The organism is Rhizobium sp. AP16, assembly GCF_000281735.1.
Classification (GTDB): Bacteria; Pseudomonadota; Alphaproteobacteria; order Rhizobiales; family Rhizobiaceae; genus Rhizobium; species Rhizobium rhizogenes.
This window is the reverse complement of record NZ_AJVM01000065.1, coordinates 376,740-389,850: the sequence shown is the minus strand read 5'-3', so window position 1 is coordinate 389,850 and position 13,111 is coordinate 376,740. Positions and strand designations below refer to the sequence as shown.

Sequence of the window (13,111 nt, the reverse complement as noted above, 5' to 3'; positions counted from 1 at the left end):
TCAAACCATTGCCCTCGGGAGATAAATTACGTTTTCCAGCCCTTTGAAGTGTGCATCGCAGGTCAGGACGTCGGCGTCGTGCTGTAGGGCAGTCGCATAGATGATCGCATCGGTAGTGGCGAGCTTGTGTTGCATGGCGATCTCTGCGGCGCGACGCGCGATTGCGGTGTCCAACGGCACGACATTGCATAGCATCGTGTAGGCGATGAAATTGTTCAGTGCGTCTTCGTCTTGTTCGCGAAGAAGCCATTTGGAAAGTTCAAGCTGGACAATCGTTGGAACGATGCAGTCGCCGGGTTCCGGAATTTGATCGGACAGTTGCTGTCCGAGCGGGCTATCAAGAATCCATTCGATCCACGCGGAACTGTCGACCACGCGCATCAGAATCGGTCGTCTCGGTCGCGGTCATTTTCCGGATTTGCGCCGCGCGCCATGCCTTTGAGATCTGCCAAAGTTGGAACGGGCATGAGGAGTACGCCTTTACCTTTCGGAATAAAGACAAACTCCTGGCCGGCGCTCCAGTGTTGCTGATCGCGCACTTCTTTCGGGATCGATATCTGAAATTTCGATGAGAGGGTCGCGGTGGCCATTCTTACGTTTTTCCTATCGATTGATGCTGCGTAAGAATAACGCTCGGACAGCGGAATGTGTAGGTCCTTTCGGAAGCGGGAAATCGACATGCGGCATTGATTGAGCGACATCCTTCTGCCGATCAATCCTCATTCCTTGTCACCGTTACAAACAAAATAGGTCAGCATTGTTGACTTATCTTTTGTTGCGTGTTTTGTTGCTGCAAAGACCAAAAATTACGAGGAAGCCCCATGTTGAATTGGGAAAATATCTTTGCGACGCGTTCCAGCCGTATGCGTGCCTCCGAAATCCGCGAGCTGCTGAAGCTCCTCGAGCGGCCTGACATCATCTCTTTTGCCGGTGGTATTCCGGATCCTGCGCTGTTTCCGGATCAGGAATTCAAGCAGGCCTATGCGGACATTTTTTCCGGTCCCGCGGTCAATGCGGCGCTGCAATATTCGGTCAGCGAAGGCTACAAGCCGCTGCGCGAATGGCTGGTCGGCCAGATGGTGGCGCTTGGCGTTCCCTGCGGGCTTGAGAACGTCTTTATCGTTTCCGGGTCGCAACAGGGATTGGACTATCTCGGCAAGCTGTTCCTGTCGCCGAAAGATACGGCGCTGGTGACTGCGCCGACCTATCTTGGTGCGCTGCAGGCCTTCAATGCCTATGAGCCGACCTATGATCAGCTCACCCCCGGCGGCAACCGCACTCCCGCCTCCTATCGCACGGCTGCGGAGCAGGCGGGCGGCAGGGTGAAATTTGCCTATCTTTCCGCCGACTTTGCCAATCCGACCGGCGAAACGGTCGATCTCGCCGCGCGAGAAAAGCTGATCGGCCTCGGCGACGAGCTGGACATCGCGATCATCGAGGATGCCGCCTATCAGTCGTTGCGCTATGACGGCGAGCCGGTCCCGCCGATCCTGGCACTGGAAATCGCCCGCAAGGGCCATATCAACGATACGCGCACGATCTATTGCGGCAGCTTTTCCAAGACCTTGGCGCCGGGTCTTCGCGTCGGCTTCGTTGTTGCCAATGCGCCTGTTATCCGCAAGCTGGTGCTGATGAAACAGGCCGCCGATCTGCATTCCTCGACCATCAACCAGATCGCCATCCATCAGGTTGCCGAGCGCGGCTTCGATGCGCAGGTCGCCAAGGTCCGCAAGGCCTATAGCCACCGCCGTGACTGCATGCTGGCGGCGCTCGCGAAATACATGCCTGATGGTACGAGCTGGACTAAGCCGGAAGGTGGCATGTTCGTCTGGGTCACCCTGCCGAAGGGCATGGATGGCGCTAAGCTGCTGGCGAAATCGCTGGAGACCGTCAAGGTCGCCTTCGTGCCCGGCCAGGCCTTCTTCGCCGATGGCTCTGGCCCGAACACCTTCCGTCTCAGCTTCTCCTGCGCCAACGAGCAGATGATCGATGAGGGGATTTCGCGTCTCGGTAAATTGGTCGCGGGTGAGATCGGGGCGATGGCGGCCTAAGCCGCCACGCCATTTTCATGCTTATTTCTTCAAATGCGGCGCGATTAGCGACAGGTCGGCCTCGCTCAGCCGGTCGCTGGCAGTATTGGCTTGGTGCCAATAGGGGTAGAGCAGCGGCAGCAGGCTGACATCGTCGAGGCGCTTGCGCTCTTCGTCGGTCAGCTTCAGCTCGGCGCTGGCAAGGTTATCCTTGAATTGCGCGTCGGTACGGCCGCCGATGATGACCGAGGTGACACCCTTGCGGCCGATCAGCCAGGCAAGCGCCACTTGCGCCGCCGAGACGCCGCGGCCATCGGCAATCTCCACCAGCGTATCGACGATATTCCACAGGCGGTTCTCGTCGCGGATCGGCGGCTCGGTCCAGCCGGCGAACTGGCGGGTGCCTTCCGGCGTCGCTTGGTTGCGGCGGTGCTTGCCGGAGAGAAGGCCACCGGCGATCGGGCTCCAGACCAGCACGCCGAGGCCCTGGTCGATGCTGACCGGCAGCAGTTCGTACTCGGCGTCGCGGGCTTCGAGCGTGTAGTGAATCTGCTGGCTGACGAAGCGCTGGTACTTGTCGCGCTCGCTGACGCCGAGCGCTTTCATGATGTGCCATGCGGAGAAATTCGAGCAGCCGATATAACGCACCTTGCCCTGGCGGACGAGCGTATCGAGGGCTTCCATCGTCTCTTCAAGCGGCGTCTGGCCATCCCATTCATGCACCTGATAGAGATCGATGACATCGGTCTTCATGCGCTTCAGGCTGGCTTCGCAGGCCTGGATCAGGTGCTGGCGCGAAGAGCCGACATCGTTGACGCCAGGTCCCATTGGGAAGCGGGCCTTGGTGGCGATCAGCACGCCGTTCTTGCGCGGGCCGCCGATGATCTCGCCGAGAATTTCCTCCGAAGCGCCCTGAGAGTAGACATCGGCCGTGTCGAGCAGGTTGACGCCGGCGTCCAGGCACATGTCGACCAGCCGCTTCGCCTCGCTGACGCCGAGATCGCCGACAGTCTTTGCCCAGCCGACACCGCCGAAGGTCATGGTGCCCATGGTGATGGTGGAAACTTTGAGGCCGGAACGGCCAAGCAGACGGTATTCCATAGATTTATCCTCCCAAAATCAGATCTGAAATTCGTGCGCTAGGAAATAGGGCAGGGCACCGATGGTCAAGGTCGAATGATAGTATGAACGGTACTGACACTCTAAATTGAACTGTCACAATCATGTTAAGCCACACGTCTAAGGAACGCTCCTGATCACCCAGTCGAGGACGCTCCATGAAGACGCTTGTTTCCGCTTTCGCCGGCCTCCTGGCCGTTGCTCTTTTCTCCGGCTCGGCTGCGGCCGCCGACCTCGTCCTCTATACCAGCCAGCCGAATGCCGATGCGCAGGCAACCGTCGATGGTTTCATGGCCGCCAATCCCCGCATCAAGGTCGATTGGGTCCGCGACGGCACGCCGCAGATCATCGCCAAGCTGCAAGCGGAAATCCAGGCCGGCGCTCCGGTCGCCGATGTTCTCCTGATCGCCGACACGGTCACGCTGGAACGCCTGAAAGAAGCCGGCAAGCTGCTGGCCTATAAGTCGCCGGAAGCCGCGAATTACGACGCGGCTCTCTATGACGCCGATGGCTATTATTATTCCACCAAGCTGATCACCACCGGCATCGTCTACAACACCGCCGCTTCGATGAAGCCGACGAGCTGGCAGGATCTGACCAAGCCGGAAGCCAAGGGTCTGGTTGCCATGCCAAGCCCGCTTGCTTCGGGCGCTGCGCTCATTCATGCGCAGACGCTCGCTGGCGTCGGCAGCCTCGGCTGGGATTTCTATAAGAACCTTGCCGCCAATGGCGCAGTTGCTGCTGGTGGCAACGGCGCGGTGCTGAAGTCGGTCGCCTCGGGCGAGAAAGCCTATGGCATGGTCGTCGACTACATGCCGATCCGCGAAAAGGCCAAGGGCGCACCGCTGGAATTCGTGTTCCCGTCCGAAGGTGTTTCGGCGGTGACCGAGCCGGTCGGCATTCTCGCCAGCGCCAAGCATGCCGACGCCGCCAAGAAGTTCGTCGATTATGTTCTTTCCGAAAAAGGCCAGGAGGGCTTCCTCAAGCTCGGCTATATTCCGGCCCGCAACGGCATGTCGCTGCCTGCCGGTTTCCCGGCGCGTGACAGCATCAAGGTTTTGCCGTTGAATGCTGCCGAAGCCCTGAAGAATACCGATCAGGACCTGAAGACCTTCTCCTCCTATTACGGATCGAATTGATCCTATCTGGACTGTCGATGTACGGATATATGCGTAAGGGAAACAGCCAGCCAGCCTGGCTGTTTCCCTTTGTCGTCACCATCGTGATGCTCTTGAGCGTGCTGCCGCTGGCGCGGCTGGCGGAGGCCGGTATAGCAGCGCTGCTGCGCGGCGGTGCCTATGAGCTGATCACCGATCCCGCCCTCTGGCGCTCCGCTTGGTACACCATCGAGACGGCCGTGCTCGGCACAGTGATTTCCGTGGCTCTCGGCTGCCTCTTCGCTTTCCTGCTGACATTGACCGACATGCCGGGCAGGAGACCGCTCGGCTTTCTCTTCGTCCTGCCGATGATGATCCCACCGCAGGTGACGGCGCTGGCATGGGTGCAGATGTCCGGCCCGTCGAGTCCGCTATTGAAGGCGCTGCATATCGCACCGCCGCTCGGTTCGCCGCAACCGCTCTATTCTGTCGGCGGCATTGCGCTGCTTTATGGCGTGCAGCATGCGCCGCTGGTTTATCTGGCGCTTCGGGCCGGGTTGATGGCGCTGCCGCGCGATGGTGTCGAGGCGGCGAGATTGTCGGGCGCCTCGGGGTTGCGCGTTTTCCGCGATGTTATCATGCCTTTGTCGCTGCCCGGGGTCATTGCGGGCGCGGCCATCGCCTTCGTCTCCTCGGTCGGCAATTTCGGCATACCGGCCATTCTTGGAATACCGGCTTCGATCTTCACGCTGTCGACGCTGATCTTCACCAAATTCTCTACCTTCGGTCCGCGCACCTTCGGCGACATCGCTCTGTTGTCGGCGATGATCGCGGTGATCTCGGCCGCGGGCCTTGCGGTGCAGGGCAGAGCTCTGAGAGGGCGGGATTATCGGGTGATCGGCCTGTCCGGCGCATCCGCCGCCTTCTCGCTCGGTGGTTGGCGCTTTGCAGCCCTGCCGCTGCTCTGGGCGATCCTGTTCATCATGCTGGTCGCGCCCTTCTTCGCGCTGGTCGCTGGAGCGCTGGTGCCGGCCTATGGCGTGCCACTGACCTTCAAGACGGCGTCGCTGCATGCCTTTGCCGAAATCCTGTTCCGCCAGACGGTGACGCGCACCGCATTTTCCAATTCCCTGTTTCTGGCCGGAACGACGGCGTTTGGTCTCCTTGTGGTGACAATTCTTGCGGCTTACGCGCTGACAAAGCGCAAGGACATGCTGAGCCGGATCGTCGGGGGCTTGATCGAAATTCCCTATTCACTGCCGGGGATCATTATCGCCGTCTGCTTCATTCTTGTTTTTGCGGCCCCTTTGCCGATCCTCAATGTCACGCTCTACGGCACGATCTGGATCATTCTGCTCGCCTATTTCTCCGCCTATTTCGCCGTCAGTCTCAAGCCGGTGATGAGTGCTTTCCTGCAGCTCGATCCGGCGCTGGAAGAGGCCGCGCGTCTATCGGGTGCCGGTTTCTTCCGGCGTCTCTTCGATATCATCGTGCCGCTGATCGCGCCGGCAGCGGGAGCCTCGGTGATCCTGGTCTTTCTGATTGCCTGCAACGAGTTGACGGTCTCAGCCCTGCTCTGGTCGGCGGGGACACAGACGCTGGGTGTCGTCATCTACAATCTCGATGACGGCGGCAGCTCCGATCTGGCGTCCGCCATGTCGGTCATCGTCATCGCCATGGTCGTTACCATGATGCTGTTGTTGGAAATCCTGGCCAAGCGCCTGCCGAAGGGAGTGGTGCCGTGGCGAAGCTGATCCTCAATCACGTCAGCAAGGATTTCGGCACGGGCGGCCGCGCGGCTGTCCACGCGCTATCCCTGGATGTTCGCGAGGGTGGTTTCCTGGCACTGCTCGGGCCGTCTGGCTGCGGCAAGACGACGGTGCTTCGAATGATCGCCGGCTTCGAGCAGCCGACGGATGGTTCGATCCATCTCGGCGAGCGCCTGCTGGCCGATGCCGCGCATACGCTGCCGCCGGAGCGGCGCAATATGGCGATGGTGTTCCAGTCCTATGCGCTCTGGCCGCATATGAATGTCGCCGACAATGTCGGTTATCCGCTGAAGGTGCGCGGCATTTCCGGTGAGCGTTACCGTCAGAAAGTACACGAGGCGCTGGCGACGGTGCGGTTGGAGGACTATGCGGAACGCCGCCCTGCAGATCTGTCCGGCGGCCAGCGGCAGCGCGTGGCACTGGCGCGCTGCTTGGTGACATCGCCCGATGTCGTGCTGCTGGATGAACCGCTCGCCAATCTCGATCGTCATCTGAAGAAGGAAATGGAGGAGACGTTCCGCGAATTCCATCAGCGCTCTGGCGCTACCATGGTTTACGTCACCCATGACCAGAGCGAGGCCATGGCGCTGGCGACCGATGTTGCAGTGATGTCCGAGGGACGGCTGCTGCAGGTCGCCGCACCGGCGGAGATCTATGCGCGGCCGGAAGGGCGGTTGGTCGGTGGATTGATCGGACAGGGAGCGATCCTGTCACTCGTCGTTCCGGATGGCAGGCCGCGGGTGATCGACTGGCCGGCATTGAAGGCAATGTGGGGTGAGCAGGAGGGAGATGCGACTCGGGCCGACATCCTCGTTCGGCCCGAGGATGTCGTCGCCGATGCAGAGGGCATCGGATGCCGGGTGGACTCCGTCCTTTATGAGGGCGAGCGCTATGCGCTGCGGCTGTCGCTGCCGGACGGCCAGGTGTTGCGCGCCTATAGCCGCGAAGCGGTGAAGACCGGCGATGCCTATGCCGTCGCCATCCGTTCGGCTTGGCGGCTCTGATCGATGCAGCCGGGCGGAAAGACAAGACGGTTGTTCGCTGCCCCCACCTGTGCTTGATTTGCCTTATGTCACGAATGGGAGTCGCGCCATGTCGGATCAAGGTTTCCCGATGGTTGGTCTCGGCGCCGTAAACCGGAATGCTTCATGTCCCTGCGTCTTGCCACCTTCAACGTCGAAAACCTGCTGACCCGTTTCGATTACACCGGTTTTCGCAATCAGTTGCGGCAGGACCGCGTGCTGAAGCTGTTCGATGTGAAGAACGAGAACATCTACCAGCAGCTTGAAGCGGCCCGTGTGGTGGCTGCGACCGACGACACGCGGCAGATGACGGCGCTCGCCATTGCCGATGCGAATGCCGATATCATCTGCCTGCAGGAAGTTGACAGCATGGCGGCGCTGCAGGCCTTCGAATATGGCTATCTCTACCGCATGGTCGGCAATGGCTATCGGCAGAAATTTCTGATCGAGGGCAATGACTCCAGGGGTATCGACGTTGCCGTGATGATGCGCGAGCAGACCAGCGACGGGCAGCCGATCGTGCTGAAGGACATCAAGAGTCACGCCATGGTGACTTATCGCGATTTCGATCTGTTCACCGACGAACTGGCGGCGCTGGGCCTTCACGAGGACGACAAGATCTTCAAGCGCGACTGCCTGGAGCTGGATCTGACCATCGGCGGCGTGCCGTTCTCACTCTATGTCGTGCATCTGAAGTCGATGGGGCCGGCGCGGGAGGGCGTCGATGGCCGCCAGTCGACCATGCCGGTGCGCCGCGCGGAGACGCTTGCCGTGCGCCACATCATCGAGACCCGTTTCGGCGCCGGTCATACAGCTGCCAAGAATTTCGCCATTTGTGGCGACATGAACGACTATCAGGAACGTGTCGACGTTATTGGGACACGCCATACGGGCTATCGCTTCGAGCACCGGGATGAAGAGGCGAGTGCGCTCGATGTCTTCAGCCATGACGGTTTCGTTGAAAACGTCATGCGACGACGTGACGAACTCGACCGCTGGACGCTCTATCACGCGCGCGGGCCGCAGGAGCAATGGCTCTGCCAGCTCGACTACATTTGGCTGTCTCCGGCCCTGGCGCGCGCCAATGCGGCGCGGTTGCCCGATGTCGTCCGCTCCGGCCAGCCTTTCCGCACCATCTTTCCGCCCGGACAAGAGGTGGAACGCTATCCGCGCACAGGTTGGGACAGGCCGAAAGCCTCCGACCATTGCCCCATCGTCATGACATTGGATCTTTTATGAACTCCGCTTTCAAACCGCAAAACGACATGGCCGGCTGGCCGCCGGAGAATACCGTGTTTCCGGTCGCGCGCATCGATCTCAAGGTGATTACCGGCGATCATCCCTTTCATCTCAACGAAGCGGCGGCGGCGCAGGAAAACTGGAAGAGGGAGATTGCCTCCAATCCGGCCCTTTACGACGGCCGTATGATCTTTCAGCATCGCCTCGAGGTCAGCGAGCAAGCTGTGGCGGGCGAGGGCTATGTAACGCCTTTCTCCACATTTATGTGGTGGCGCAAGCACAGAGAGCGCGGCGGCGGCTTTCATGTCTTCGCCTTTCCGGTCGCCGTGTCCTCCGATGGCGCAATCATCGCTATCCGCATGGCACAGCACACGGCCAACCCCGGCCAGGTCTATTGCGCCGCGGGTTCGATGGATGAAAACGACATTGTCGATAATCGTTGCGATGTCGAGGGTAACATGCGGCGCGAGGTTCTGGAGGAAACCGGTCTCGATCTTGACGTGGCTGTTGCCGAGCCCGGCTATTATGCGACGCATGCCAATCGCTCCGTCACCCTGTTCCGTATCTTTCGCTTTCCCTGGACCGCCGACGAGATGCTCGAAAAGATCAGGGCTCATATGCTGGTGGACGAGGAAAAGGAGATCGACGGCGCGGTCGCCATCCGTTCCGCCGATCCGACGGCGCATCGCTACAGCTCGGCGATGCCGCCCATCCTGGCATGGTTCTTCGCTCGTGCGGAACAGCTTTAGCTTGCGCTTGAAGGTGTTGCCGTTATGTATGAGGAAGCCGGGTGGCTATGCAGTCTAAAGTCATGTGAGGGAGGCAGGGGTGGCCCGTAGCTTCAGTGTCTATGATGTGTTCACCGACAGCAGGCTTGCGGGCAATCCGCTGGCCGTGATCTTCGATGCCGAAGGTCTGAGCGACGAGGCGATGCAGGCGATCGCCAAGGAGATGAACCTTTCCGAGACGGTGTTCGTTCTGCCACCGCAGAACCCGACGCATACGGCAAACCTGCGCATCTTCACACCAGGACGTGAACTCCCTTTCGCCGGCCATCCAACGGTCGGCACCGCGATCGCGCTTGCGGAGCGGGCACATGCCAATCATGGCGGTGATATCGATCTGGTCTCGGTGCTCGACGAGCGGGTAGGGCCGGTGCGCTGCGCCGTCAGGCTGCGGCAGCAGAAAGCAAGCTTTGCCGAGTTCGACCTGCCGCGCAAATCGCAGCAGATCGTGCTGCCGCTCGACAAGGCGGATATTGCCAACGCGCTTAGCCTGAAGATCACCGAGGTCGGCTTCGAGAATCACGTACCGTCGATCTGGAGCGCCGGCGTGCCGTTCCTGCTGGTGCCGGTGCATGATGTCGGAGCGGCCGAGCGGCTGGAATTCGATCTGCAGCTTTGGGAAAAGATGGTGCCTTTCGTCGATGGCGCGCTTGCCTCCGCCTTCGTCTATTGTCGCGGCGCCGTCAATCACACCGCCAAGTTCCATGCCCGCATGTTCCCGGTCGGGATGGGCATTGTCGAGGACCCGGCGACGGGCGCAGCCGTGGCGGCGCTGTCAGGCGCTATCCATCGGTTCGATCAGCTGCCGGATGGGCACCATCCGATCATCATCGAGCAGGGAGTCGAGATGGGTCGCCCGTCTTTCATCCACCTCCATATCGATATCGACGGCGGCGAGATCGCCAACGCGCGAATTGGCGGTCAAGCGGTGCGTGTTGCGACCGGAATTCTTGAGCTTTGATTTCATTGAGTTTTTTTCGTTCTTCGAAATTTTTTTGACGAATAACGAAAGAAAATTGATCTGGCCGCTGGACAATCAAACCGATCCTATTTATATGCCCGTTCACACCGCCAGCGAGCGGTTACGGGTGATTAGCTCAGTTGGTAGAGCAGCTGACTCTTAATCAGCGGGTCGTAGGTTCGAGCCCTACATCACCCACCAAATTTTCTTAGAATATCATTGTGATAGCGGCGCCAGTTAAAGCTGGCCGCCGGCGGCGGAAGCACGAGTTTGCGCTATTTGCATTTGCAATATGCCGGATCTCGTAGACCTGCTGGTTAAGAGTCAGTCGCTTTGTCGACAGAGACGTGAAGCAGCGGCTTGCTTTTGTTCCAAGCGCGATCCAGGTCGTAAATTTGGCAGAGAAAAACGCATAAGAGCAGGCAACCGTAGGTGCCAGCATTCAACCGATCACAATCGACTTTAGGTATCTGACGTTCGTGCCAGCGCTTACCTAATGCCTCTTATGCCCGCCGCCTTCCATCACGCTGAAGATGAAGATCACCACGAGGAGCAGGATCAGCGTATAGTCGAAGGTGGATAGCATGCCGAGCAGTTCCATGATGTTTCTCCTCCCAGAGAACATGAACCAGGACGATCATTAGTATGTTCTTTTATTGGGTGTATGCCAAGGTTTTTACATCCTGCGGTGCAATAACGCTGTTGTGCAGAGCACAAGGAAGTGTTTGTTCGCAAAGGTGATATCGGTTTCGACGCTGTTGCGTTGGTTCATGGGAACCATTCGGCTTGTCACGGCATTCTATTGTCAATAAAATTTGTAGAGTATATTGCTGTGGAGCAGGCGCGATTGGCGGCATCAAGATCGTCCGCGCGATCGATCGGACTGGAAGGATTTGGCGATGACCACTTATTCTCACGCTTCGTCGCGTGACCGGCCAGTTATCGCAATTATCGGCGGCGGCGTTTCCGGCGCGGCGGTCGCCTTTCATCTGCTGCAGCGCCAGCGGCTGCAGCCCGGTCAGCTTTTCATTTTTGAGCCGCGCGCCAGACTGGGGGCGGGGTTAGCCTATGATACCCAGGATCCCGCGCACCGCATCAATGTGCCGGCGGCAAAGATGAGCCTGCTGCCCGACGATCTCGAACATTTTCAACGCTGGATCGAAGCCCATGATGCGCTGGCCGGCGACGAGACGGCCGTAGCGGCAAATGGCAGCCTGTTTCCACGGCGCGAGGTTTTCGGACGTTATATCAATGACATGGTGCAGCCTTTCGTCGACGATGGCCGCATCAGCCATGTAGCCGAAAAGACTGCCGAGGTGCTGCGGCGGGATGGTCGCTGGATGATCACGGACGAGGCGGGTCGGCGGCTGGAAGCGGATATCCTCGTCATCGCCACGAGCCATCCGTCGCCATTGCCGCCGGAACCGTTGCGGCGCGCTCTGGCAGGTCATCCGCGTTTTGTAGTCGATCCGACGCGGCCGGATGCACTCGCCGCCATCCGCGCTGATGATCGCGTGCTCGTGGTCGGCAATGGCCTGACCTCAGCCGACGTTATCGCCTCCCTTACCCTGCGTGGTCACAAGGGGCCGATCACTGCCATCTCCAGACGTGGCTTGCGCTCGCGCGGCCATGCGCCCGTGAGACAGGAACTGTTCGGCGATTTCGTCAGTCGTCCATCGCGGACGGCGCTCGACCTGTTGCGGCATGTGCGTGCCACCATTCGCGAGGCGGAGGCTGAGGGGCGGAGCTGGCATGCGGTCATCGATCAGGTGCGTGCGCAAGGACAGGATTTATGGCGGGCGATGCCGCTTGGAGAGCGGCGGCGCGTGGTGCGGCATTTGCGGCCCTTCTGGGATGTGCACCGTTTCCGCGTTGCGCCGCAGGTGGAAGCCGCCAGCGAGGAAGCGATTCGGGGCGGCAGGCTGGAGGTGCTGGCAGCCTCCGTCGCATCCGTGGAGACAAAGGATGGGGCGATTGATTGTCGGCTCGATCTCAGCCATTCAGCCGGGTGTATCGAGCGTCAGTTCGATGCGGTGGTGGTAACGACGGGGCCGGGCCATCGCGGCATATTGGAGACGCAGGGCTGGATCGGCGCACTTGCGGATGCGGGCTATCTCGCTATCGATGCCACGCGCCTCGGCCTTGCCTGCAATACGACATCCCAGGCACAGGGGCCGGATGGCGCGGTGTCACCGTCGCTGTTCATTTCGGGGCCGCTGGCGCGGGGGACTTTCGGCGAACTCATGGGCCTGCCGGAAGTGGTCGAGCATGGTGTCTTCGTCGCGGGGCAAGTGGCGTCGGCAATCGGCGATCATGAAAATCGCAGGCGTGATAGCCAGCAATTTGATATCAGCGCCGCGTAAAGGCAAAAAAAACCGCAAAATCGTTGCTTAAGCGATACATTGCCTAAATTTACTCATATAAACTATACAATTTGTGAGTTATTGTCTTGTTCGTCGAAGGTAGCGGTATTACTTCCCGTGGCCAATGATGACAGGATCGGCGGCCGAGTCTCGACCGGTTAGCCGGGCTCCCAACAATCGAACTTGTAGTAAAGCGGACAGCGATGCTCACGAAAAAAGGAAAATACGGGTTGAAGGCGCTGGTGGATCTGGCACGCCTCGCGCCGGGCGAGACTGCGTTCATCAACGACATTGCTTCGCGTAACAATATCCCGAAGAAGTTCCTCGACACCATTCTGCTGGAATTGCGCAATGCCGGCGTGCTGCGGTCTAAGAAGGGGCCTGGCGGCGGCTATTCGCTGTCGCGTCTCGCCTCCGAGATCCGCATCGGTCATGTCATCCGCACGCTTGACGGCCCGCTCGCGCCGATCCGCTGTGCCAGCCGCACTGCCTACGAGGCCTGTGACGATTGCGCCGATCCAGAGCGCTGTCATGTGCGGCGCTCCATGACGGAAGTCCGTGATGCGATCGCCGACATTCTCGACAACATGACGCTGGAGCAGTTCGTTGCCGGCGGTGGGCCGGGCATCGATACGGAAGAGCGGGAAGACTACCGCGCTTCGAAGATCGGCTGAGCCCTATCTCGCCCCTTGCGGGCGAGAAAGCAAAATCAGCATTTAGCGTCAG

Annotated in this window: 12 protein-coding genes and 1 tRNA gene; 10 read left to right on the top strand and 3 right to left on the bottom strand. The window is 59.9% G+C overall.

Annotated elements, in window-relative coordinates; translation table 11 throughout:
* Together PMI03_RS19980 and PMI03_RS19975 are read right to left on the bottom strand one after the other, a co-directional pair.
* On the bottom strand, window positions 1-381 hold the full coding sequence (locus tag PMI03_RS19980; protein WP_007696893.1) for a type II toxin-antitoxin system VapC family toxin: 381 nt from the start codon (window positions 379-381) through the stop codon (window positions 1-3).
* Entirely contained in the window at window positions 381-590 is a 210-nt protein-coding gene (locus PMI03_RS19975) for an AbrB/MazE/SpoVT family DNA-binding domain-containing protein (protein WP_007696891.1), read from the bottom strand. Before PMI03_RS19975 ends, PMI03_RS19980 begins: the two co-directional genes overlap by 1 nt.
* A gap of 231 nt (window positions 591-821) precedes the next feature.
* Between PMI03_RS19975 and PMI03_RS19970 the strand changes: the two genes are divergently transcribed.
* The gene (locus PMI03_RS19970) at window positions 822-2,051 is read left to right on the top strand and encodes a PLP-dependent aminotransferase family protein (protein ID WP_007696888.1); all 1,230 of its coding nucleotides are present in this window, start codon (window positions 822-824) and stop codon (window positions 2,049-2,051) included.
* A 21-nt stretch (window positions 2,052-2,072) separates the two neighbouring features.
* Here the strand turns inward: PMI03_RS19970 and PMI03_RS19965 are convergent, their stop codons facing one another.
* Window positions 2,073-3,131 carry an aldo/keto reductase gene (locus tag PMI03_RS19965; RefSeq protein WP_007696885.1) on the bottom strand — a complete coding sequence of 353 codons (1,059 nt, stop codon included), beginning with the start codon at window positions 3,129-3,131 and terminating at the stop codon, window positions 2,073-2,075.
* 176 nt (window positions 3,132-3,307) lie between these two features.
* Between PMI03_RS19965 and PMI03_RS19960 the strand changes: the two genes are divergently transcribed.
* The 9 genes from PMI03_RS19960 to PMI03_RS19920 all read left to right on the top strand — a co-directional run bounded on the left by PMI03_RS19960 (window position 3,308) and on the right by PMI03_RS19920 (window position 13,059).
* On the top strand, window positions 3,308-4,288 hold the full coding sequence (locus PMI03_RS19960; RefSeq protein ID WP_007696882.1) for an ABC transporter substrate-binding protein: 981 nt from the start codon (window positions 3,308-3,310) through the stop codon (window positions 4,286-4,288).
* Between the two features lie 17 nt (window positions 4,289-4,305).
* Window positions 4,306-6,000, top strand: a complete 1,695-nt coding sequence (locus PMI03_RS19955; RefSeq protein ID WP_007696877.1) for an iron ABC transporter permease — start codon at window positions 4,306-4,308, stop codon at window positions 5,998-6,000.
* Window positions 5,988-7,019, top strand: a complete 1,032-nt coding sequence (locus PMI03_RS19950) for an ABC transporter ATP-binding protein (RefSeq protein ID WP_007696874.1) — start codon at window positions 5,988-5,990, stop codon at window positions 7,017-7,019. Before PMI03_RS19955 ends, PMI03_RS19950 begins: the two co-directional genes overlap by 13 nt.
* 144 nt (window positions 7,020-7,163) lie before the next feature.
* Complete coding sequence (locus PMI03_RS19945; RefSeq protein ID WP_007696862.1) at window positions 7,164-8,276, top strand: endonuclease/exonuclease/phosphatase family protein; 1,113 nt, start codon at window positions 7,164-7,166, stop codon at window positions 8,274-8,276.
* A complete protein-coding gene (locus PMI03_RS19940; protein ID WP_007696860.1) occupies window positions 8,273-9,025 on the top strand; it encodes a DNA mismatch repair protein MutT in 753 nt (250 codons plus the stop codon). Before PMI03_RS19945 ends, PMI03_RS19940 begins: the two co-directional genes overlap by 4 nt.
* A 79-nt stretch (window positions 9,026-9,104) precedes the next feature.
* Window positions 9,105-10,022 (top strand): PhzF family phenazine biosynthesis protein, encoded by a 918-nt coding sequence (locus PMI03_RS19935; protein WP_007696857.1) that lies wholly within the window; start codon window positions 9,105-9,107, stop codon window positions 10,020-10,022.
* Between the two features lie 125 nt (window positions 10,023-10,147).
* A tRNA-Lys gene (locus PMI03_RS19930) sits at window positions 10,148-10,223 on the top strand.
* 698 nt (window positions 10,224-10,921) lie between these two features.
* Window positions 10,922-12,385, top strand: a complete 1,464-nt coding sequence (locus PMI03_RS19925; RefSeq protein WP_007696851.1) for an FAD/NAD(P)-binding protein — start codon at window positions 10,922-10,924, stop codon at window positions 12,383-12,385.
* 203 nt (window positions 12,386-12,588) lie between these two features.
* Window positions 12,589-13,059, top strand: coding sequence for an Rrf2 family transcriptional regulator (locus PMI03_RS19920; RefSeq protein ID WP_007696849.1), 471 nt, complete (start codon window positions 12,589-12,591; stop codon window positions 13,057-13,059).
* Window positions 13,060-13,111: the final 52 nt, after the last annotated feature.

What these genes read in the sequence shown, in the direction of transcription:
- PMI03_RS19980 (WP_007696893.1), bottom strand. Translation starts at nt 381, where the DNA reads ATGCGCGTGGTCGACAGTTCCGCGTGGATCGAATGGATTCTTGATAGC.
- PMI03_RS19975 (WP_007696891.1), bottom strand. Translation starts at nt 590, where the DNA reads ATGGCCACCGCGACCCTCTCATCGAAATTTCAGATATCGATCCCGAAA.
- PMI03_RS19970 (WP_007696888.1), top strand. Translation starts at nt 822, where the DNA reads ATGTTGAATTGGGAAAATATCTTTGCGACGCGTTCCAGCCGTATGCGT.
- PMI03_RS19965 (WP_007696885.1), bottom strand. Translation starts at nt 3,131, where the DNA reads ATGGAATACCGTCTGCTTGGCCGTTCCGGCCTCAAAGTTTCCACCATC.
- PMI03_RS19960 (WP_007696882.1), top strand. Translation starts at nt 3,308, where the DNA reads ATGAAGACGCTTGTTTCCGCTTTCGCCGGCCTCCTGGCCGTTGCTCTT.
- PMI03_RS19955 (WP_007696877.1), top strand. Translation starts at nt 4,306, where the DNA reads ATGTACGGATATATGCGTAAGGGAAACAGCCAGCCAGCCTGGCTGTTT.
- PMI03_RS19945 (WP_007696862.1), top strand. Translation starts at nt 7,164, where the DNA reads ATGTCCCTGCGTCTTGCCACCTTCAACGTCGAAAACCTGCTGACCCGT.
- PMI03_RS19940 (WP_007696860.1), top strand. Translation starts at nt 8,273, where the DNA reads ATGAACTCCGCTTTCAAACCGCAAAACGACATGGCCGGCTGGCCGCCG.
- PMI03_RS19925 (WP_007696851.1), top strand. Translation starts at nt 10,922, where the DNA reads ATGACCACTTATTCTCACGCTTCGTCGCGTGACCGGCCAGTTATCGCA.
- PMI03_RS19920 (WP_007696849.1), top strand. Translation starts at nt 12,589, where the DNA reads ATGCTCACGAAAAAAGGAAAATACGGGTTGAAGGCGCTGGTGGATCTG.